This is a genomic window from Bartonella ancashensis (assembly GCF_001281405.1).
GTDB lineage: Bacteria > Pseudomonadota > Alphaproteobacteria > Rhizobiales > Rhizobiaceae > Bartonella > Bartonella ancashensis.
This window is the reverse complement of record NZ_CP010401.1, coordinates 964,251-986,819: the sequence shown is the minus strand read 5'-3', so window position 1 is coordinate 986,819 and position 22,569 is coordinate 964,251. Positions and strand designations below refer to the sequence as shown.

Here is a 22,569-nt window from a genome sequence, read left to right as displayed (position 1 = left end):
AGAATTTTTTAAATCAAACTTATAAAAATAGATACTCTTCTCTGGGATTATATATATATATATGAAATTTAATCAGTTATTGTTAACTATTTTAAGCAGTAGGAAAAATTCGAATTCCTAAATCACTCAATTGTGAAGAAAAAACATCAGATGGAGCGTTCATTAACAAATCAAGAGCCTGCTGATTCATTGGAAATAAAGAAACTTCACGTAAGTTTTTTGCACCTTGCAAAAGCATAACAATGCGATCGATACCGGCTGCCATACCACCGTGTGGTGGAGCGCCATAATGAAATGCACGGTATAAAGCGCCAAAACGTTCTTCTACAACTTCCTTAGAAAAACCAGCCAACTCGAAAACTTTAAGCATCATTTCAGGTAAGTGATTACGAATCCCCCCTGATGCAATCTCATAACCATTACAAACAAGATCATATTGGAAAGCTTTAAGAGTGAGGGGATCTTTGTGATTAACAGCATCCATTCCTCCCTGAGGCATTGAAAAAGGGTTATGTGCAAAATCAATTTTTTTCTCATCTTCGTTCCATTCAAAAAATGGAAAATCAACAATCCACGCAAAAGAAAAACATTCTCCATCAATGAAATTTAATTCCTCTCCTATTCGAGTACGTGTAGCACCAGCAAAAGATGTGAATTTTTTGGGATTTCCTGCCACAAAAAAACAAGCATCCCCCTTTTCAAGCCCAAGTTGCATACGAATAGCTTCAGTTTTTTGAGAACCTATATTCTTTGCAATAGGACCAGCTCCTTCAAAATTCTCATCTTCTTTACGCCAAAAAATGTACCCAAGACCTGGCTGTCCCTCACTTTGAGCCCACCCATTCATGCGATCACAAAAAGCGCGATTTCCACCTGTTTTGGCAGGAATAGCCCATACCTGCGCATTCTCATCATTAGCCAAAATTTGAGAAAAAACTTTAAAACCAGAATCATAAAAATGATGAGAAACATCCTCCATAATAATAGGATTACGCAAATCAGGTTTATCTGTACCATATTTTCGTATTGCTTCATCATATGCAATTCGAGGAAACTTTTTTGTTACAGATTTTCCGTCCGCAAATTCTTCGAAAATAGAACGTATAATGGGTTCCATTATTGTAAGAACATCTTCTTGCTCAACAAAACTCATTTCAAGATCTAACTGATAAAATTCCCCAGGAAGGCGATCAGCCCGTGGATCCTCATCTCTAAAACACGGAGCAATTTGAAAATAGCGATCAAAACCAGATATCATTAATAATTGCTTATACTGTTGGGGTGCTTGAGGCAGCGCATAAAATTTCCCTTGATGAATACGACTTGGAACTAAAAAATCGCGTGCTCCTTCCGGTGAAGAAGCTGTTAAAAGTGGAGTCGTAAATTCTGTAAAACCACTGTCCTGCATAAATCGTCGTATAGAGGTAATGATCTCTGTACGGCGCATAATATTTTTATGCATGGTCACTCGACGCAAATCAAGAAAACGATACTTTAATCTAATATCTTCTGGATAGTCAGGCTCACCAAAAACAGGTAACGGAAGCTCATCAGATTTTGAAAGAATTTCAACTTCATCAGCAAAAACTTCAATCTCACCTGTTGGTAAAGTTGCGTTAATAACATCATCAGCGCGTGCACACACTTTTCCACCCACGCAAATAACCCATTCAGAACGTACTTTTTCAATAAGTTGAAAAACAGGAGAATCAGGACTCACAACAATTTGTGTAATTCCGAAATGATCACGCAAATCAACGAAAAGAATTCTCCCATGATCACGAACGCGGTGAACCCATCCCGAAAGACGAACCTTCGTTCCTACATCAGACTTACGAAGAGCGGCGCAATTATGGCTGCGATAACGGTGCATAGTTCTTGCCTTTTGTTATAATTGTTTTTATACGCGTTACAAATGCTTTTTGGCAACCATTTGTCAAGATATGACCACAAAGGCTATAAGAAAATAATAATAACTTAATCTCCTTTCGCTATAATAGAATAATGAAACCCATTACACAAACAGAAGATCTTAAAATTGCTATTGCCACCCTTTGCGATTCTGATTTTGTAACAGTTGATACTGAATTTATTCGGGAAACAACTTTTTGGCCTCAATTATGTCTCATTCAAATTTCATCACCCAATCTCACAGTCCTTATTGATCCAACAGCACAAGGTATTGATTTACAACCATTCTTTGAATTGATGACTAATAAAAAAGTTGTCAAGGTATTCCACGCTGCTCGTCAAGATATAGAAATCATTTATCACTTAGGAAGAATCATTCCCCTTCCCCTTTTTGACACGCAGATAGCAGGATCAATTTGTGGGTTTGGTGATTCTATCTCTTATGATCAAATTGTACAGCGCTGTACAGGACATTGCCTTGACAAGTCATCGCGCTTTACAGACTGGAGCTACCGTCCTCTGTCTGAAAAACAATTACTCTATGCTCTTGCTGATGTTACTTATCTTAGAGATGTTTATCTCGCATTAAAAAAACTATTAGAAAACAATAAACGCACTCATTGGATGGACGATGAGATGGCCACTCTTTTAGCACCACAGACTTATGAAATTCCAGAAAATGAGGCATGGAAAAAAGTAAAAGGAAAAGTTGGAAAAGCTTGTGAATTTGCTGTTTTACAAAAAGTAGCAGCTTGGCGTGAACGTGAAGCACGCAAGCATAATGTTCCACGCCGTCATATCATGAAGGACGAATCTCTTATTGAAATTGCAATTCAGAAACCAAAAGATGAATCTGAGCTAGGACGTTTACGTGGTGTTAACAAGATTTTGCACCGTCCACAAATGATGCAAACATTAATTGAAGCCATCAATGAAAGCTTGACAGTTGATATAACCTCTCTTCCTGCTCTCCCAAAACACAACCCCGTCAGCAATAAAACAGCTGTAGCAATTGATCTCCTCAAGATACTATTAAAATTAGTTGCAAATGAAAATAATGTTGCAGCCAAAATCATTGCAACATCTGATGATTTAGAGAAAATTGCTAATAACACAACAACATTGAATATCCCGGCTATGAATGGTTGGCGTTATGAAATATTTGGTCAAAAAGCTGAACAAATGTTAAAAGGGAAAATAGGCTTCTGTTTTCAGAATAGGCAATTAACAATTAAAAATCTTTAATAACTTATAACGATTATGATTATGGTATGTGGCGTCCAGCATACAAAAACATATATGTTCTCAGCAGCAAGATCTTCGTTATCTTTTGCAATTAGAGCGTATTCGTTCTTATAAACTAGCAGCGTTCAAAAATAAAAACACACCACTACCGTTACTACGAAACATAGGCATATAGCGTCAGTTATGATATAATCGACATTATTTTAAAAAGAAGCTTGTGTTCTTGTGAATTTCATTACAAACATAACTAATGTTAGAGTATGTAATCTAAACTATGGCATTTAAATAATTTATCTGGAACTTATGTATCATGGCTGACCACAATATCCCCCATTTCCAAAATGATAATGGTTATAAAATAATTGAAATCGGCGTAAAGGAATTTATGTGCGTGGGCGCAACGCAGCCGTTTGATCACCCCCATATTTTTATAGATATGGGAGCAGCTGATGAGAAAATTTGTCCTTATTGTTCAACACTTTACCGCTATAATAATTTATTACAACATGACCAAACAAATCCGATAGGCTGTGCATACCACAGCGACAGTAGCAATGTTTCATAATATCATCTTTTCAATATGAAATATAATCCACCCATTATTGTTGGTGCAGGTATTGCTGGCCTGAGCTCTGCCTTAGCTCTTGCTCACAAGGGGATTAAAAGTATTGTTATTGAAAAACGTAAAAAAATCGATACTGCGGGCGCTGGCATTCAGGTTACTCCAAATGCAACACGTATTCTTGCCCACTGGGGAATTCTTGATAGATTAATTAAAGCAGGTATTCAACCCCATTTTCTTCAATTGAGAGATGGCACATCACTAAAGACACATTTACAAATTGATCTTATTGAATGCTATGAAAAACGCTGGAAATTCCCCTATCTTACAATTCATCGAGCTGATTTACAAAAAATTTTATACGAGACTGCTATTGAACACCCTCTTATCACATGCAAAATAGGAGAGGCTTTCATATCGTCAAAGAAAGCTACAATAAACGGTGCTAGTGTAATAGAAATACAAACGGTAAACTCCACCCAAAAGCAACAATATCAGCCTTACACGACATCACTTCTCATTGGATGTGACGGTGTTTGGTCAAAATTACGACAATTAACTCCTTTTTGCGAAAAAGCGGATTTTAGTGGTCTCATTGCCTGGCGTGCAACTATATCCTCTAATAATCTGTCTCAAAATGTCTACCCTCTACTACAAAGCACAAAAACGATTACCGCTTGGTTAGGGTCTAACAATCATCTTGTTATTTATCCTATTCAGCCAGAAAAAACTTTTAATATTGTTGCTATTACTTATGGAGAAAATTCTGAAAAAAAATGGAATTTAAAGGGAGAAAAAAATGAGTTAAAATCCCTCTTCAGTAAATGGAATCCTAAAATTCTTCAATTAATTGACCATATTGATGACTGGAGATATTGGCCACTGTTTCAAATGAAACAAGATAGATTTTTAGGTCTGGAAAACCAAGTATTTGTTGGCGACTGCGCTCATGCAGCCTTACCTTTTGCGGCACAGGGCTCTTCTATGGCAATAGAAGACGCAGCTACACTGGCAGAAACTATTTCTGCCAGTAACCTTTCACTACAAAGAGCAGTCTCACTTTATGAAAAAATACGTAGACCCCGCATTGCAGCCATAAAAAAACAAGTAAACTTCAATAAACTAGTCTATCATGCCTCTGGTCCTTTAGCGATTGCACGTAACTTTATGATGAAAATCCGGACAGCAGAAAATATTATCTCCGACCTTGATTGGCTCTACACTTACGATGCTATAAACTTAACAAAAAGCTATATCACACAAACTAATAAGCGTTAAAAATCACATGGTTTAAATGACATTGATTGTTCTATAAAAAATACAAGTAGATGCGTATAACTTGCTAGTCTTCGTTCTTATTAAGTATTAGAAATATCCAGGATGTAGACGTGATTTCACCATTACTTAACTAGCTCAACTCTACATCAAGAACACCATGGAGTATTTTCATAGAATGTGCTACGCGAAGATTCACCTTATATCGCTCAGGAAGTACAATCTCAATTTCTTGTGATTTATATTCTTGTATTAAAATAATTCTTACCTCTCCATTACCGCCTAAACTTAGATTTTTCTCAATTTGCGCAATAACATCAACTGTTTTTATAAAGAGACGCATCACCTTATGATCTTGTACAGCCTCTTCTTCTAAGGACTGAACTGCTTCAATACGTAGGCTTATTCCCTCAGATCGATTCTCTGCACTCACTGTAATGACAAAAGATTTTCCAGGTTGTAGAATGTCATCATATAGAGCAAGACCTTCAGAAAATATTACAGCTTCATATTGCCCACTTATATCAGAAAATTGAATAATACCCATCCTTTTTCCGGACTTTGTTTTGCGAATTTGCTTTGCTAAAACAGTTCCAGAAAGTCGAGCAGCAGTTGCACCACCCCTAACCGCACTGGCAAAACTACTCCAAGTCTGAACACGTTTTTTAGCAAGAATTGTTTGATACTCATCTAGAGGATGGGCGGAAAAATAAAAACCTATAACCTGAAATTCATTGTACATTCTTTCTGCCAAAGACCAAGCCGGTGCTTGCGTCAAAATAAATGGTTCCTTCGGACCATCCACCATTTCAAATATATCAGTCTGACCACTAAAATTATTATCACAAATACGAACAGCGCGCGCACTCAACATTCCAAGATTTGCTAGTAAAACTTCTCGCGCAATACCAAAACAATCCAAAGCTCCAGAATAGACCAACCCTTCCATCGCACGCTTATTGACAATGCGAGGATCAATGCGTTCACAAAAATCTTCTAAATCTTTAAAAGGCTTGCCCCCACGGCAAGCCACAATATGATCAACTACTGAATCACCGACACCTTTAATAGCAGCCAAAGAATAATAAATACAATTTTCTCCCACTTCAAAAACACGATGAGACGTTTGCACGCAAGGTTTAACAACTTCAATTCCTAGCCTTAATGCTTCGCACCGAAAATCATTTAATTTATCAGTGTTTGTCATATCATATGTCATAGAAGCTGCTAAAAATTCAACTGGATAATGTGCTTTCATGTAAGCTGTTTGGTAGGATAAAATCGCGTATGCAGCAGCATGCGATTTATTAAAACCATAATCTGCAAATTTTGCTAAGAGATCAAATATGACATCCGCTTGCTCTTCATCAATCCCACTCTTAACGGCTCCGCTTACAAAAACGTACTCGCTGTTTTTGCATCTCTTCACGGATTTTTTTCCCATAGCTCGACGCAGCAAATCTGCTTCTCCAAGAGAATAACCAGAAAGTTCTTGAGCTATTTGCATTACTTGTTCTTGGTAAATAATGACGCCTTGAGTTTCTTTAATCAAATAATCTATTTTAGGATGAATAGAGGCAATCTCTTCCTTTCCATGTTTGCAGGCATTATACACTGGAATATGTTCCATCGGACCAGGACGATAAAGTGCTACAAGCGCAATAATATCTTCAATACGATCTGGTTTCATACCAATAAGTGCCTTGCGCATACCAGCACTTTCAACTTGAAATACACCAACAGTCTCACCACGTGCTAACATGGCATAGGTAGTTTGATCATCGAAAGAAATATGAGATAAATCGATTTTTATGTTCTTTCGTGCAACAAAATCGACAGCCATTTTTAGAACAGTAAGTGTTTTTAAACCAAGAAAATCGAATTTTACTAGCCCAGCTTTCTCAACATATTTCATATTAAATTGAGTTACAGGCATATCAGAGCGTGGATCGCGATACATCGGCACAATCTCGGATAAAGGTCTATCACCAATCACAATACCTGCGGCATGCGTCGACGCGTGGCGATAAAGACCTTCAAGCTGTAAGGCTATATCTAACATACGACCTATAGTAGGGTCTTTTTTTGCCTCTTCCTTAAATTTTGGTTCATCTTTAATAGCTTGTGCTAATTCAACATTGTTTCCAGGTACAGCAGGAACCAACCTCGTCAAATAATCTACTTGACGATAGGGAATTTCTAAAACTCTACCGACATCACGTAATACTGCACGTGCTTGCAATTTACCAAATGTAATAATTTGAGCTACCTGATCATAACCGTATTTTTCTTGCACATAACGAATAACCTCTTCACGTCGATCTTGACAAAAATCAATATCAAAATCTGGCATCGAAACACGATCCGGATTCAAAAAACGTTCAAATAAGAGAGAAAAACGTAACGGATCAACATCAGTAATAGTTAAAGCATAAGCAACAAGTGAACCAGCCCCAGAACCACGACCTGGACCAACAGGAATATCACGAGATTTTGCCCACTTTATAAAATCAGAAACTATAAGAAAATAACCAGAAAACTGCATGCGCATAATAATTGAAAGTTCGTAATCAAGCCGCTTCTCATAATCTAAAATCGTATATCCTGGAGCTAAGCCTATTGTTTCAATACGTACTTTTAAGCCATTTTTAGCCTGTTTTAACAATTCATTATCCTCTTCTTTTAAAGCGGAACTTGAATCTTCAGTTCTTTCTGTAAAACGAGGTAGAATTGGTTGGCGAACAGGAGTGAAAGCATGACAACGCAACGCAATCTCAACGCTATTTTCTAAAGCCTCTGGAAGATCAGAAAACAACACAACCATTTCATCTTGTGATTTTAAATAATGATCTGGCGTCACACGTTTACGGTCTGGATTAGAAACGACCTGCCCTTCAGCAACAGCCATTAATGCGTCATGAGCCTCATAGCATTTTTTATCAAGAAAAAAGGATTCGTTTGTTGCAACAAGAGGTATTTCATGTTCATAAGCTAAATCGATAAGCTCACACTCAACTTTTTTATTGTAAGAACCATGACGTTGCAATTCGATATATAGGCGATTATCAAAAATTTTCTTCAAATTCGTTAAACACTGAACAGCCCATCCTCTTTTATCTTGTTCTAAGGATAAATTAATCGGGCCACCTGGACCGCCAGTCAAAGCAATTATCCCCTCATTATGTGATAACAACCAATCAGCTCTTATGTGGGGAGGATCAGTATCACGTTTATCAAGATAAGCACGGCTCACGAGACGCACCAAATGAGCATAACCTACATCACTGGCAGCAAAAAGAACAATAGAAGAAAAATCTGAAGGATATCTGTATTTATCTGTCAAACGTGAATAATCGTCGTTATCGTCAAAATCAACAGCAAGTTGGCATCCAATGAGGGGTTGAATACCATGAGAAAAACAATATTGAGAAAATTCTAATGCACCAAATAAATTATTCGTGTCTGTAATAGCTATCGCCGGAGCATAATCAGAAACCGCATATTGAACAATCTGCTCCGTTCTTAAAGCTCCTTCAAGAAGCGAATAAGCCGAATGTACCCTCAGATGAATAAACCGAGGAAATTGTTTATTTTTACTGGTTATGTTGCTCTTTTTTTTAGCACTCTACAATTTCCTGCCCCGAAATAAAAACCAAATTACAATCGGAATCTATAATCCTCTTAAGCAAAAACTTTTATACATTACCTATATAAAATTTTACGTAACTTGGGTATCATTACACATCCGATGATACATTCTAGCTTTATTCATGAGCTATGTTCAAGATATTCACATAAAAACATCTAGAAACAATACTAATAGTAATAGCAGCTATTTATATTAATATCTATTTTTGCTACCTGTGATTTCTTGTGAAACGTAAATTTAAATACGGTGTGAATGGTGTGATATCCTTTTTGCATCTTAAATGATTCATCATTCAGTGCCTAAAAAACTGAAAAATAAAAAACACAATTGAGATTTTCCCCTATGTGTTTAAACCTTATCCTTCCTCTTTTGTCTCCCATTCACACCCTTCCGGGTCTCAATCCAAAAACATGTTCACTATTTGCTAAAGTTTTAAATATTAACCCTGCACAACACGAACTTAAGCTTATTAACTTACTTCAGTTGATGCCCCATACCGTTGTAGACCGCAGAGCAAGACCAAACATTGCCTCTGCAAAAGAAGGAACGATTGTTACTCTTGAGATTATCATCGACCAACATCAACCACCACCGAGCAAGCATAGCAGATCACCCTATCGCATCATCTGTCATGACAAAACAGGTATAATAATCTTGCTTTTTTTTCACGCTAAGCGCTCTTGGCTAGAAAAAAGATTCCCTGAGGGAAAGACAATCATTGTATCCGGTAAAGTCGAGCGATTTAATGGACAATTATCCATGGCTCACCCTGATCATGTGATTTTTAGTGATGAACCATTAACTAACATACCTCTCATCGAGCCCATCTACCCTTCTACTTCTGGATTGTCAGCAAAAACATTGAGATCTGCAATAAAAAATGCTCTTGACCATGTCCCTCTTTTACCAGAATGGATTAATGAAGATACAAAAAAACAACAAAATTTTTCTTCGTTTTCTGTTGCTCTACACCGCATCCACTCTCCTATAGACCCTTGTGATATAAATTTGGAAAGCACGGCCTATAAACGCCTTGTTTATGATGAATTTCTTTCCAGTCAACTAGCCCTTGCTCTTGTGCGCCTAAAAACGAAATCTCTCCCGGGTATTTCTCGTCCACCAACAGGGACCTATACTAAAAAACTAATCAAAATTTTGCCATTCCAACTAACAAATGGACAACAAAACGCAATAAGAGAAATTGAAAACGACTTAGCTTCATCTGAACCCATGTTAAGACTTCTTCAAGGTGATGTTGGAACAGGAAAAACCATTGTAGCATTAATGGCAATGGCACAAATTGCTGAAAATTTTGGACAGTCAGCTTTAATGGTTCCAACAGAAGTTTTAGCTCGACAGCATTTGACTACAATTGCACCTCTCGCCAAGAAAATAGGCTTGCAAACCACCCTACTAACCGGACAGGAAAAAGGAAAATTACGTGCGAATATTTTAAATGAAATTGCGTCAGGACAAAGCTCCATCATTATAGGAACCCATGCCCTAATACAAAAAGCTGTTACTTATCATAACCTTTCATTAGCTATAATTGATGAACAACATCGTTTTGGTGTGCAACAGCGTCTCACCCTCGCGGAAAAAGGCCATATCCCCGATATATTGGTTATGACCGCAACACCTATACCACGTACTCTAATACTAACAACTTTTGGTGATATGGACGTATCCAAAATCACAGAAAAACCCTTTGGACGACAACCAATTACCACAGTAACTTTCCCTTTGGAAAAAATTTCTGAACTCATAGAGCGAATTTCAAATGCTTTGGAAAAAGGTGAAAGACTCTATTGGATTTGTCCTTTGGTAGAAGAATCCACAACTCTCCAATTAACCTCAATTGAAAGTCGTTTTGCTATCTTGCATAAAGAATTTGGAGATTACGTTGGCATGATGCACGGCAAAATGCCTGCTGATAAAAAGAAAGCTGTAATGGCCTCTTTTAAATGTGGCGAAATACGTATTTTAGTTGCAACCACTGTTATTGAAGTAGGAGTAGACATCCCTGATGCTTCAATCATTGTCATTGAACATGCGGAACATTTTGGACTTGCACAATTACACCAATTACGCGGACGCGTTGGACGTGGAAATAAAAAATCCTCTTGTGTCTTGCTCTACAAAACTCCACTAACCAAAATGGCAGCAGCACGTCTTAATATCATGCGTAACACAGAAGATGGTTTTAAAATTGCTGAAAAAGATTTGTGTCTACGGGGTGAAGGCGAATTATTAGGAACACGACAATCCGGATTACCTGAATTTCACATAGCAAATCTTGCAGTGCATGGTGATCTTTTATCAATGGCAAGAAGGGATGTGCGTCTGTTTTTACAACATGATGCCGGTCTTTTTTCGAAACAAGGAAAAGCCCTACGTCTTCTCTTGCACCTTTTTGGACACAACGAAGCCCTTCAACTTTTACGCGCAGGATGACACCTCAAAAAAGCACATAAAGATATTTTACTAAAATGACTCGTAAAAACAGTACAAAGAGTAGATGTTACTGAAAATTACTCATCCGCCTTTAGTAAAAACAACGCTCATATTCATCGCCTTAATGATGCATTTCAAATAAAAATAATTTCTTAAATGGAACAACGATTTTTCCAATGAGCGCACTTTTTTACAACTCTTTTTTCAAAAAATTTTAAAAAACATTTATTCAACAGTTACTGATTTTGCTAAATTGCGTGGTTGATCAACGTCTGTACCCAACAAAACAGCCGTATGGTAAGCAATTAATTGTACAGGTAAAGTGTAAATGATAGGCGCGATAAATTCTGGAATCTCTGGCAATATAACCGTTGTTATAGAATCAAGACATGCTGCCTCCCCCCCTCTTTTATCAGTTATTAAAATGATCCGGCCATTACGTGCAGCGACTTCCTGCATATTAGAACAAGTCTTTTCAAACCATTTATCATAAGGAGCAACGATGATAACTGGAGTTTCCTTATCAATTAATGCAATCGGTCCGTGTTTTAATTCACCCGCCGCATAACCTTCTGCATGAATATAAGATAACTCTTTTAGTTTTAGTGCCCCTTCTAAAGCAATTGGATAAGAAGTACCACGTCCGAGATATAGAACAGTTTTTGCACTAACCAAATCACGACAAATTTTCTTAATTTTTTCATCCAGTTTTAAAACTTCATTTAAAATTTTAGGTACTTTGACTAATTGCTGGACAAATTGCTGTTCTACTATCTCTGGAAGAAATCCTCGTTGTTTTGCTGCATAAAGTGCAATTGAAGCAAGCGTTAATAACTGACACATAAAAGCTTTTGTTGATGCAACACCAATTTCTGGCCCTGCCAATATTGGAAAAACAAAATCAGCCTCTCTTGCCATCGTTGATTGCATAGCATTGACAATCGTTGCCGTTTTCATACCCAAATCCTTACAATAACGCAAAGACGCCAACGTATCTGCTGTTTCTCCGGACTGAGAGACAAATACCGATAATGCATCACTCGCTATAGGCGGTTCCCTATAACGAAATTCAGAAGCCACATCATTATCAACACTTAAAGAAGCAAAATTTTCAAACCAGTAACGTGCAACAAGCGTTGAATAATAAGCTGTTCCACAACTTGCAAACAATAATCGATTAATATTTTTCCAATTTATAAAATTTTCACATAGACGAACTGTATGATTTTCAAGATCGAGATAACGTGCCAACGTATGAGAAATAACTTCAGGTTGTTCAAATATTTCTTTACGCATAAAATGACGGTGCCCTCCTTTAGAGACAAGTAGCGCTCCATCAAACAATGATGTCGTAACAGGACGTTTTACTAACTGATTATTTGCATCGTAAATTGTTACTCCTTCATGCATAATGACCGCAAGATCACCATCTTCCATATAGCTTATACGATCCGTAAATGAGGATAAAGCCACTGCATCTGACCCTATAAAAAACTCTCCTTCACCATAACCAATCGCTAAGGGAGGCCCAGAACGAACAGCTATCATCAAATCTTCTTTCCCTTCAAAAATAAGGGCAATAGCAAAACTACCTCGCAATCTCTTACAACTTGTATATGTCGCGTCCCGTGGCGAAAGACCTAATTTTAGAGAATGCGTAATTAGATAAGCAATAACTTCCGTATCGGTTTCTGTTTCAAAAACATAGCCATCTTCAATTAATTCCCTTCGCAATTCTGCAAAATTCTCAACAATACCATTATGAACAACTGCGAGCTGTTTAGTCATATGAGGATGGGCATTTCGTTCCACAGCTGCCCCATGTGTAGCCCAACGTGTATGACCAATCCCTACATTCCCTTCCAAGGGAATTAATTTTAATTTTTCTTCTAAATTAACAATCTTCCCTTCAGCCCGGACTCGATGAAGATCTCCATCATGCAGCATCGCTAAACCAGATGAATCATACCCTCTATATTCAAGGCGCTTCAAACCTTCAATAAGACGCGATGCAACAGGCTTGTTCCCAAGGACTCCAATAATTCCGCACATTAGAAAACTCCGATCTACATCTTCGATCTATAAAGATATTTAAAACAATTACGCTAACTTTATCTCAAAGTTGAAATTCCTTTACGAATAAGGAACAATATAACCGTCTCTATTTTATTACTGAACTTAAATAAAATTTAAAAATAGACTTAAATATCATTTTTTCTGCTTATTTTTTGATAAACGCTCACACAATTTTGTTGCACGATTTTCTTTCGTTACCTGCCGCGCACGACCAAAAACAACACTGTTTATAGGTGCGTTTTCTGTAACAACACTCCCTGAAGCTATATAAGCCCCTCTCCCAATAGCCAGTGGAGCAACAAGTGCTGAATTAGAACCAACAAAAACACTATCCTCAATAATAACTTTATGTTTGTTAAAACCATCATAATTGCAAGTAATTGTGCCAGCCCCAATATTAGTGTGGGCACCAATTTCTGCATCACCAACATAGCTTAAATGATTAATTTTGCTATATTCTCCAACTTTTGCTTGCTTAAGCTCACAAAAATTCCCAACCTTAACAAACCTGGATAACTCTGTTCCAAGACGTAAACGCGTGTAAGGACCTACCTGTGCATCTTTGCCAATAATCGCCCCTTCTAAATAGCTAAAAGCACGAATTACTGTACCAGATTTTACTCTTACTCCAGGTCCAAAATAAACATTTGGCTCGATTACAACATCTGGTTCAATTTCTGTATCATAAGAAAAATAAGTAGTCTCTGGCCTTAATATCGTAACTCCAGAAAGCATAAGATCACGCGCTTTGCGTCTTTGCCATATAGTATCAGCTTCAAAAAGCTCATAACAATTATTCACACCAATGATATTTTCAGAAGAAACTTCTATTACTTGAACATTTAAATTTTCACGCGATGCAACAGAAACAATCTCCGTTAGGTAGTACTCTTTTTTTACATTGTTATTACTGATCTTTTCTAAAAGGGAAATTATACACTTCCCGTTAACTGCCATCATCCCACCATTACAAAAAGACACTTTTTTCTCTTCAGCAGTCGCATCTTTTTCCTCTGTAATAGCAATAAGTTTATTGTCTTCCATCATAAGACGACCGTAACCCGTAGGATCATCTGCGTGAAAACCAGCTACTACAACATCCGCTCCATTGGCAAGAAGCACACGCATCTGTTCTAGTGAATCACAGTCTATTAAGGGGGTATCACCAAAAACAATTAAAACATCATCAATTGCTTTTTCCAAAACTGAGCGAGCGGACAAAACAGCATGAGCGGTACCCAAACGCTCTCTTTGTTCAAAAATCATTGTATCTTTTACAAAAGACTGAACAACCCTTGTAACCTCTTCTGCACCAGATCCTACAACTACTGCTAATTGTGAAGAACCTACTAATTTTACTTGGTTTATTACATGACATACGAGTGGTAATCCAGCTATCTTATGAAGAACCTTTGGAAGAGACGATTTCATACGTGTCCCTTCACCCGCTGCAAGAATAATAGAAAGACAGCTCCTAGCCATAAAATCACTCAAAAATTAAATAAATCGATTACGTCAGACAAACCGAAAGATTCGATATTACCTAACGTGGGATAATTGTCCAAAATCCAAAATGAAAAATTTTGCATATAACCTGTTAAAAATAAAATGCCCGTGATAACGAGAAAAAAACCGATAATCTTTTCAACTTTTCCTAAATGAACACGAAAAAATCCTAAAAATCGCATAAAGCTACCTGAAAATAACGCTGCCAGGACAAAAGGAACTGCAAGCCCTAAAGAATAAACCCCCAAGAGCGTAGCACCTTCAAACACAGTCTTTTTTGTTCCTGCAAGAGTTATAATTGGTCCCAAAATTGGTCCAATGCAGGGTGTCCAACCAAATGCAAAAGCCAAACCAATAATATAAGCCCCTAAAGGCCCTGAAGGCGTTTTATACGTCTGAATACGTGCCTCCTGAAATAAAAAATTAATTTTTATGAGACCCAGAAAATTTAAACCAAAAATAATAACAATTATCCCTGCAACTATTGCCAACAAATCACGATAGTAGCCAACAAACCTACCAATTGTGCTCGCACTTGCACCCAACGCAACAAAAACAGTTGTAAATCCAAATATAAATGCAATGACTGAAAATAAAAGAACTAGACGTACTGATCCTTTTCCTTCTTGTTTAGACAAACGCAAATCACTAATGCTCACACCTGCCATATAGCACAAATAAGGTGGAACCAATGGTAAAACACACGGAGATAAAAAGGACAATGCACCTGCGAAAAATACGCTCAAAACTGAAAATTCTATCACCAAAATCTTAAATCCATCTCCAATGATAACTAGCGTGCTACCTAATTGATTGCTTCATTAACTTTTTTTATGCTATTTACATCTGCTATGACGCTCACATCCTCGTCACGACCTGATGTAACTGAAAAATCTTTTTGATAAATCTGCTCTTTATTCTTTGCAATGGCAATATAGTCACCCTCAGCTAATACAAGAGAGACATAGGGGCCAACAGTTTCATAAATAATATCCCCAGAGTTATTAATAACAGACCAACTCGTATCTGCTAATGCCTCTCCTCCTTCTTGTCGTACCAATTTCAACAGAATTTGAGCAGCTTGATGCTGAAGGGTTGCTTCAGTAATTTGCCCTGCTTCTACCTGAATATCAGAACGTATAACAGCATTAACTGAACCATAATAAGATACAACGTGGTAGTAGCCAGCTTTCAAGCGTACAAGTGACTTAGGCCTTATATTAGATACAATAGCATCAGTATCATCCATTGCTTTTGTGCTTTCGTATATAGCAAAGTGCAGTTCCTTTTCATTAACCTTACCATCAAGAACCCCACTATCTAAAATGACACCACCGGCATTTAGATTAAAATTTTCGACAAGCCTTTGCCCACCCTCGAGATTCACACGGCGTATTAAACTTGCACGACCGAATGAAACGTGAATAACATAGCTCCCTGCTTCTAAATCAAAATGCGCACTCCCTCCTTCAAAACTCGCAACCAAAGGTAACTCATTACTACTTTCCATAACAGAGCTATAAACTCTCCATACAAGTCCTTCAGTAATATTCTCACTATCGTTGATTAATTGGGCATGCATAACTAACTTAGCCTGAGAAGCAAAAGATTCTTTCCCATGACCTTGGGCGTACAGATCAAAAACCTCTGAATATTCATGTTGCAAATTCTTCTTTCCCCTTTCTCCAGAAAACACAGCAACACCCCCCCACAATAAAAGAGATACTATTGTTAACCATAAAACTCGACATAATCTTTCAGAAAAAATACCCATTCCTCCATTGTTAACTAAGATAGTAATCTTTTCAAGAGCAATACTGCGCACTGGAGAGCTTAGATTGAAAAACTCACACCACATCCGCATTGTGAAATAGCATTGGGATTCTGTATTTGGAAATACTGTCCTAAAAGATCATCAACAAAATCAATCCTTGCTCCTTCCATAAAAGGAAGGGAGATCGAATCAATCAAAACTACAGCCCCATCTTTTTCAAAAACGAAATCGTTTTCTTCACGCGCATGAACTAAATTATATTTGTAAGAAAAACCTGAACAACCTCCTCCTTCAACAGAAACACGCAATGCCACCTTATCAGGCTCATTTGAAAGTATCTGTGCAATTCGTTTAACAGCCGAATCTGATATATCCACAGTCATCTTTATATACCCTTGCACTAGACCACCAAGAAAGAATATCTTAGGCGGACAACGAAAAATAAATTACCTACACTTAAAGCGAGAATAAGCAATTTTCAATGGATATCAGCAACACAAAAAACCAATTTCGGTCAATATATAGCACAAATCCACAAACAAGCCGTGGAAGACTGTTTTATGAAAATTCTAGCAACATACGTACACCTTTTCAACGAGACAGAGACCGTATCATTCACTCCAATGCATTCAGACGTCTCAAACATAAAACACAAGTATTCATCACCGATGAAAGTGACCATTATCGTACTCGTCTTACCCATTCAATTGAAGTCTCTCAAATTGCACGAACACTGGCACGTGCATTATACCTCGATGAAGATCTGGCTGAAGCTATTGCCCTTGCTCACGATTTAGGACATCCTCCTTTCGGTCATGCAGGAGAAGAAGCCCTTGATGAATTAATGGTTTCTTATGGTGGTTTCGATCATAATGCACAAACGTTGCGCATAGTTACAAAACTTGAACAACGCTATGCAGATTTTACGGGGCTAAATCTTACCTGGGAAACTTTAGAAGGTCTTGTAAAGCATAATGGACCTCTTTTAGGATCGCATTCTAAAAACAAAAATATTCCTACCTATATTATGCAGTACAATGCAGATCATGATCTTGAGCTTGATTGCTTTGCTGGGTTAGAAGCACAATGTGCTGCCATTGCTGATGATATTGCTTACAATGCGCATGATATTGATGATGGTTTACGTTCACGCTATTTAACACTGAACCAATTCAAAACAGTTTCACTTACTGCTCCATTATTGAATGATATCGAAGAAAAATACCCACAACTTGATCAGACTCGGCGTGGTTATGAATTGGTGAGGAAGCAAATAACAGTCATGGTTGAAGATGTAATCCAACAGGCACACAAAAATTTAGCTCTTCTCAAGCCTCAGAATACAAATGATGTTCGTCGAGCAGAACAAGCCATTATTACTTTTTCTCCTATAATGGCTTTAAAAGAAAAGCAGCTAAAAGATTTTCTTTTCAAGAATCTTTACTACCATAATCAAGTTCTCAAACATCGTAATATAGCGAAACATATCGTACAAAAATTATTTAACTGTTATTATGAAAACCAAAATCTCATGCCAGAAAATTGGTACGACAAGACGATCCATTTAAATGAAAAAGAACGTGTGCACCTCATTTCTGATTTTTTATCGGGTATGACTGACCATTATGCTTTACGAGAATATCGGCGATTATTTGACCGACTAGACAATTTCGTTTAACTGGTTTCAATGTAGCGCGGAATTTGAATATGAATGTTTTTAAAAACTTTGAGAAAAAAATTAAAAGATCAATTGAACTATCTGATATAAAAGGAAAAAATAATGAACATTTAGATCTATCAAAGATTACAGTTGATCCTCCACGTGATCCTGCACATGGTGATCTTTCAACAAACGCTGCTATGGTTCTTGCAAAATCTGTCGGATTGAGTCCGCGTGTGCTCGCAGAAAAAATTTTAATTCTTTTAAAAAACGATCATTCTATTGACTGTATCGATGTTGCTGGCCCTGGATTCATTAATATCAAATTGACTCAATCCTTTTGGTACGATGTGCTGAAGTCGATAATTGAATCCGGTACAGATTATGGTCGCTTGACAATGGGAAAAGGCAAACGAGTTAATGTTGAGTATGTGTCCGCAAACCCAACAGGTCCAATGCATATTGGACATTGTCGAGGTGCTGTTATTGGTGACGTATTCTCTAATTTACTTCAGTTTGCTGATTATGACGTTACCAGAGAATATTATATCAATGATGCCGGTCAACAAATTGAAACTCTCGCTCATTCCGTACTGCTGCGCTATCGTGAAGTTTTAGGAGAAACGATCCATAAAATTCCAGAAGGTATGTACCCTGGTGACTATCTTATACCATTGGGGCAATCACTCGCTCAAGAGTTTGGCGACAAACTACTTGCCATGGATAGTGATAAAGCTTTATCTATCGTTAAAGAACGTGCTGTGGATGCGATGATGGCAATGATTCGTCAAGATCTTGCTGCTTTAAACATTTGCCATGACGTCTTTTTTTCAGAAAAAAGACTTTATGCCAGTAATGCACAAGCTATTAAGGATACAATTGATAATCTCACTCTTAAAAATCATGCTTATAGGGGTGTATTGTCAGCCCCTAAAGGACAAATCGTAGAAAATTGGGAAGCACATGAGCAAATCTTATTCCGCTCAACTGATATTGGTGATGATCAGGACCGAGTCTTGGTTAAATCTGATGGCTCTTATACCTACTTTGCTGCTGATGTTGCATATTTTTATGATAAATTTAAGCGCCACTTTGATGATATGGTTTACGTCTTAGGAGCTGATCATAGTGGCTACGTAAAACGACTTGAAGCGGTAGCAAAAGCAATTGCTGGAGATAAAGCAAAGTTAACTGTTTTTTTGTGCCAATTAGTTAGAATTTTTCGTGATGGCCAACCAGTGCGTATGTCTAAGAGAGAAGGCTCATTTATCACTCTTCATGATGTAGTGAAGGAAGTTGGTCCTGACCCTGTACGTTTTATGATGCTTTACCGCAAATGTGAAATGCCTCTTGATTTCGATTTAGCAAAAGTAACAGAACAATCAAAAGATAACCCCATTTTTTATGTACAATACGCAAGTGCACGTTGCCATTCTGTTCTTCGTCAAGCACAAGAAAATCTTCAGACAACCAATTTCTCAAGTGATGTTACAATTAAACATCTCGATAAACTATCAGATAACACTGAAATTTCACTGATCCGTAAATTAGCTGAATATCCACGTATTATTGAACAAGCTATCATTTACAAAGAACCACACCGTTTAGCATTTTATCTTTATGATCTTGCCTCAAATTTCCATGGGCATTGGAATAAAGGTAATGACAACCCTTATTTACGTTTTATCAAAGCTGATGATGAGGAATTGTCACTAGCTAGATTAGGATTAATTCAAGCATTTATAAATGTGCTATCATCAGGACTCAAAATTATTGGGGTAGAAGCTTTAACAGAGATGCATTAGAAAAATCATAAATATATAGAAATTATTAAGAATATATTTGATATTTTGTTACGAAGAAAATACTATCTTAGAGTTTAGTTACTGTGTCATATTCAACCTTAGTGTCATGTGAGAAAGCCTATGAGCGATAATGATCGCAAATATCTGCAAGAAAAAAGAAAAGATCATGAAGAATATGATCCATTGGCGGAGCTTGCACAATTTTTAAATCAAGATGAAAATCAAGAGTTTGACTCCTTACCAAACCAAGAATCTTTAGAATCTCAGAATTCTGATGGTTCATTTTCGGATGGTGATTTTGATTTTCCTTTTCTAGATGAAGAATTTGAAAATGACTTAGCAAATAAATTTGCACTTAAGAATAAAGAAAATTCTCAGGATTTACACCCTACTATTAACAATCAAGAACCTCAGCGAGCTGTTTCTTTTCCGGAAATTTCCTCTATAAAGAAAAATGATTTATCATCCATAAATGATGATGAAGAAAAATTTTTGAATACATTATCTCCTTTACCAATTCAAAAAAGCGAAGCTTTAAAAGAAAGTTCTTTACCCAGTGGCACCAACTATTTCTCTGCCCAAAGTAGTGCTAATAAAAAAGAAACTGCGTCTCTTATGCAAGCAAATCTGCAGTCTTCAAATAATTCAGATATTCAGAAATTAAATAAAAGTACTCACAATCCTCACAATCATGGTGAATTATCTAGTTCTCCACGTTTTGAAAATGATAAAGTGCAATCTAAACAGAGTAGCGATAGGAATCCATCTCCTTCTGAAGGTGAACTTTCTCTTTCTCCATCTTCTCAGTTAATAAAAAAAATGAGGACTTCCTCTATCGATAAAGAAGAAAACTTTTTTTCATCATCTTCTGTTTCATCACAAGATAGTGGATCACTTAACCGGAAGAATCCTTCTCAAGAAAAACGCGTTTTTTCTCATCCAGATTTGCACAAAAAAGAATCATTAGAACGGGAATCTGCTGTCACCCAAAAGAAAGATGGTAAAAATGATGCCCGACATTATCAGGATAGCTTCAGTAATATACAACCTTCATCAGGAGCAATTGAGGGTATGAAAGGAGATAATTTTTTCGTACAAAAGAATTCCTACAATGATAATCCTCATCCAGAAGTTGATACGTGTAAGCTTGTAGATGAAGTCGTAGAAAAAATTGAACCTATAATGGTTCCTGAAGTTTTATATGAAGCACCCCAACACAATATTTCCTCTGATAAGATTGACGAAGAATTTTCTGATATATTTAATGTAGGAAGTGTTTCAGAAAATTCTTCTTCACAAAAAAACAAAGCGATTTTAGCCCTTCCATTGACAGTAAAGAGCATTTTTTTTCCTCTCTTCCTGAAGATCCACAATATGGATTTGCAGATAAAAAAACAAGTTTATATATTAGCTAATCCTTTTTGGAAGTTTATCGTTACATATAAAACTCTTATTGCTGGTGTTACTCTTCTTGCCATACTAGGAACTTCTTTTATTAATTATTTCCGCCTCTTTGAATCATCAAGTGACGAGGCATATTTACCTTTTATACGAGCGGATAATATACCGTTTAAGATAAAACCAGAAGAGACAGAATCTGAAAATGACATCCAGAACAATTTAAATATTTATCAGCAAAAAGATGACCTCTATAAGAAACAAGAGGTAGCACAAGAATCTCTTATTGATACCTCCGAAGAGCCTAAAATTTTAACTGAATCACAACTCAATGATTCTTCTTCATCCCTCTCTGAGGAATTCCATGTGGAAGATGCAATATCGCATGCGCTTGATCGTGTTATTCCGACACATGAAGTTAAAGAAGTCATCGCGCATTCAGATAGCAGAAAAACATTAACTTCAGAAAAAACATATAAGCCAATGGAATCTTCTGATCATTCCACGCCAAAACAGGAAGTTAAAACCGTTGTTGTAAATCCAGATGGCACAAAAAAACTGGTATCAGTATACTCTGTAAATGACTATGGAACGAATAGATCTCAAGAGAAAGATCATTCTCATGATCAATCTTCAACTGTTTCACATTCTTCCAATGTCAATGAACAAGAGCTTAATTCTTTTGTACCAAGACCTTTTATTAAGCCAAGTGTAAATGAACGGAAACAAACCATTTCTAGAGCAAATACAGCCGTGCAAACAAAAATGGAAGGTTCTCAAAGTTACTACGTGCAACTTGCATCTCAACCAACACCTGAACTCGCTGAAGATTCTTTGAGAAATTTAAAACTCAAATTTGGTTATCTTATCGGCAATCGCATTCTAAATATTCAGCCTGCTTTTATAGAAGGGAAAGGAACTTATTACCGTGTTCGTGTTCAAACTAACAATCGTAATGAAGCTGTAAGCCTTTGTGAAAGCATAAAAAATTCTGGAGGCAGCTGTTTCATCCCCCAATAAATAATACAGCTTCGTTATTTATATATTTTTATTTCTATTAAATTTCTAGAAACGTAAAAAATACTAGTTTTGTGTGCATATTAAGGAAAAAACATTCCCCTAGATGTGTTTGTTTCTTTCTTTTCTTGTTCCTTAATAAGAATCTAAAAATTTTGGTTTTTTGTTTTGTATTTTAAGTTTTATTTGTAAAAATGCCTATAACCTAAAAAGTTAGGTCTGCTTTCTAATAATCAA

General features: G+C 36.8%; 14 protein-coding genes. 7 read left to right on the top strand and 7 right to left on the bottom strand.

The features are described from left to right. Nucleotides 1-91: 91 nt before the first annotated feature. Nucleotides 92-1,873, bottom strand: coding sequence for an aspartate--tRNA ligase (gene aspS / locus PU02_RS04360; protein ID WP_053944239.1), 1,782 nt, complete (start codon nucleotides 1,871-1,873; stop codon nucleotides 92-94). Between the two features lie 128 nt (nucleotides 1,874-2,001). Here aspS and rnd point away from each other — a divergent pair, with 128 nt between their 5' ends. The 3 genes from rnd (at nucleotide 2,002) to PU02_RS04345 (ending at nucleotide 4,996) form a co-directional block, all read left to right on the top strand. Beyond that, nucleotides 2,002-3,156 (top strand): ribonuclease D, encoded by a 1,155-nt coding sequence (gene rnd / locus PU02_RS04355; RefSeq protein WP_053944238.1) that lies wholly within the window; start codon nucleotides 2,002-2,004, stop codon nucleotides 3,154-3,156. A 310-nt stretch (nucleotides 3,157-3,466) separates the two neighbouring features. Then, the gene (locus PU02_RS04350) at nucleotides 3,467-3,721 is read left to right on the top strand and encodes a zinc-finger domain-containing protein (RefSeq protein WP_053944237.1); all 255 of its coding nucleotides are present in this window, start codon (nucleotides 3,467-3,469) and stop codon (nucleotides 3,719-3,721) included. 15 nt (nucleotides 3,722-3,736) lie between these two features. Beyond that, entirely contained in the window at nucleotides 3,737-4,996 is a 1,260-nt protein-coding gene (locus tag PU02_RS04345; RefSeq protein WP_053944236.1) for an FAD-binding protein, read from the top strand. A 130-nt stretch (nucleotides 4,997-5,126) separates the two neighbouring features. Here the strand turns inward: PU02_RS04345 and dnaE are convergent, their stop codons facing one another. Further along, nucleotides 5,127-8,597 (bottom strand): DNA polymerase III subunit alpha, encoded by a 3,471-nt coding sequence (gene dnaE / locus PU02_RS04340; protein ID WP_053944235.1) that lies wholly within the window; start codon nucleotides 8,595-8,597, stop codon nucleotides 5,127-5,129. A gap of 387 nt (nucleotides 8,598-8,984) precedes the next feature. On the opposite strand from dnaE, the gene recG reads away from it, so the two are divergent. Continuing rightward, nucleotides 8,985-11,096 carry an ATP-dependent DNA helicase RecG gene (gene recG, locus PU02_RS04335; protein WP_053944234.1) on the top strand — a complete coding sequence of 704 codons (2,112 nt, stop codon included), beginning with the start codon at nucleotides 8,985-8,987 and terminating at the stop codon, nucleotides 11,094-11,096. 225 nt (nucleotides 11,097-11,321) lie between these two features. Here the strand turns inward: recG and glmS are convergent, their stop codons facing one another. The 5 genes from glmS to PU02_RS04310 all read right to left on the bottom strand — a co-directional run bounded on the left by glmS (nucleotide 11,322) and on the right by PU02_RS04310 (nucleotide 16,835). Beyond that, complete coding sequence (gene glmS / locus PU02_RS04330) at nucleotides 11,322-13,148, bottom strand: glutamine--fructose-6-phosphate transaminase (isomerizing) (protein WP_053944233.1); 1,827 nt, start codon at nucleotides 13,146-13,148, stop codon at nucleotides 11,322-11,324. 156 nt (nucleotides 13,149-13,304) lie between these two features. Then, a complete protein-coding gene (gene glmU, locus PU02_RS04325) occupies nucleotides 13,305-14,654 on the bottom strand; it encodes a bifunctional UDP-N-acetylglucosamine diphosphorylase/glucosamine-1-phosphate N-acetyltransferase GlmU (protein ID WP_053944232.1) in 1,350 nt (449 codons plus the stop codon). Nucleotides 14,655-14,662: 8 nt separating this feature from the next. After that, nucleotides 14,663-15,445: a cytochrome c biogenesis CcdA family protein gene (locus PU02_RS04320; RefSeq protein ID WP_053944231.1), complete on the bottom strand. Its 783-nt coding sequence runs from the start codon at nucleotides 15,443-15,445 to the stop codon at nucleotides 14,663-14,665. 38 nt (nucleotides 15,446-15,483) lie between these two features. Continuing rightward, nucleotides 15,484-16,494 carry a carboxypeptidase regulatory-like domain-containing protein gene (locus tag PU02_RS04315; protein ID WP_144417893.1) on the bottom strand — a complete coding sequence of 337 codons (1,011 nt, stop codon included), beginning with the start codon at nucleotides 16,492-16,494 and terminating at the stop codon, nucleotides 15,484-15,486. Between the two features lie 17 nt (nucleotides 16,495-16,511). After that, nucleotides 16,512-16,835, bottom strand: a complete 324-nt coding sequence (locus PU02_RS04310) for a HesB/IscA family protein (protein ID WP_053944230.1) — start codon at nucleotides 16,833-16,835, stop codon at nucleotides 16,512-16,514. A 98-nt stretch (nucleotides 16,836-16,933) separates the two neighbouring features. On the opposite strand from PU02_RS04310, the gene PU02_RS04305 reads away from it, so the two are divergent. The 3 genes from PU02_RS04305 (at nucleotide 16,934) to PU02_RS04295 (ending at nucleotide 22,335) form a co-directional block, all read left to right on the top strand. Continuing rightward, a complete protein-coding gene (locus PU02_RS04305; RefSeq protein WP_053944229.1) occupies nucleotides 16,934-18,130 on the top strand; it encodes a deoxyguanosinetriphosphate triphosphohydrolase in 1,197 nt (398 codons plus the stop codon). Nucleotides 18,131-18,159: 29 nt separating this feature from the next. Then, nucleotides 18,160-19,917, top strand: coding sequence for an arginine--tRNA ligase (gene argS / locus PU02_RS04300; RefSeq protein ID WP_053944228.1), 1,758 nt, complete (start codon nucleotides 18,160-18,162; stop codon nucleotides 19,915-19,917). 120 nt (nucleotides 19,918-20,037) lie between these two features. Then, nucleotides 20,038-22,335: an SPOR domain-containing protein gene (locus PU02_RS04295; RefSeq protein ID WP_053944227.1), complete on the top strand. Its 2,298-nt coding sequence runs from the start codon at nucleotides 20,038-20,040 to the stop codon at nucleotides 22,333-22,335. The last annotated feature ends 234 nt before the right edge of the window (nucleotides 22,336-22,569 follow it).

Excerpts from the sequence above, each read along its gene's own strand:
- PU02_RS04345 (WP_053944236.1), top strand. The coding sequence starts at position 3,737 with ATGAAATATAATCCACCCATTATTGTTGGTGCAGGTATTGCTGGCCTG.
- PU02_RS04350 (WP_053944237.1), top strand. The coding sequence starts at position 3,467 with ATGGCTGACCACAATATCCCCCATTTCCAAAATGATAATGGTTATAAA.
- PU02_RS04295 (WP_053944227.1), top strand. The coding sequence starts at position 20,038 with ATGAGCGATAATGATCGCAAATATCTGCAAGAAAAAAGAAAAGATCAT.
- PU02_RS04310 (WP_053944230.1), bottom strand. The coding sequence starts at position 16,835 with ATGACTGTGGATATATCAGATTCGGCTGTTAAACGAATTGCACAGATA.
- glmS (WP_053944233.1), bottom strand. The coding sequence starts at position 13,148 with ATGTGCGGAATTATTGGAGTCCTTGGGAACAAGCCTGTTGCATCGCGT.
- recG (WP_053944234.1), top strand. The coding sequence starts at position 8,985 with ATGTGTTTAAACCTTATCCTTCCTCTTTTGTCTCCCATTCACACCCTT.
- glmU (WP_053944232.1), bottom strand. The coding sequence starts at position 14,654 with ATGGCTAGGAGCTGTCTTTCTATTATTCTTGCAGCGGGTGAAGGGACA.
- argS (WP_053944228.1), top strand. The coding sequence starts at position 18,160 with ATGAATGTTTTTAAAAACTTTGAGAAAAAAATTAAAAGATCAATTGAA.
- PU02_RS04305 (WP_053944229.1), top strand. The coding sequence starts at position 16,934 with ATGGATATCAGCAACACAAAAAACCAATTTCGGTCAATATATAGCACA.
- aspS (WP_053944239.1), bottom strand. The coding sequence starts at position 1,873 with ATGCACCGTTATCGCAGCCATAATTGCGCCGCTCTTCGTAAGTCTGAT.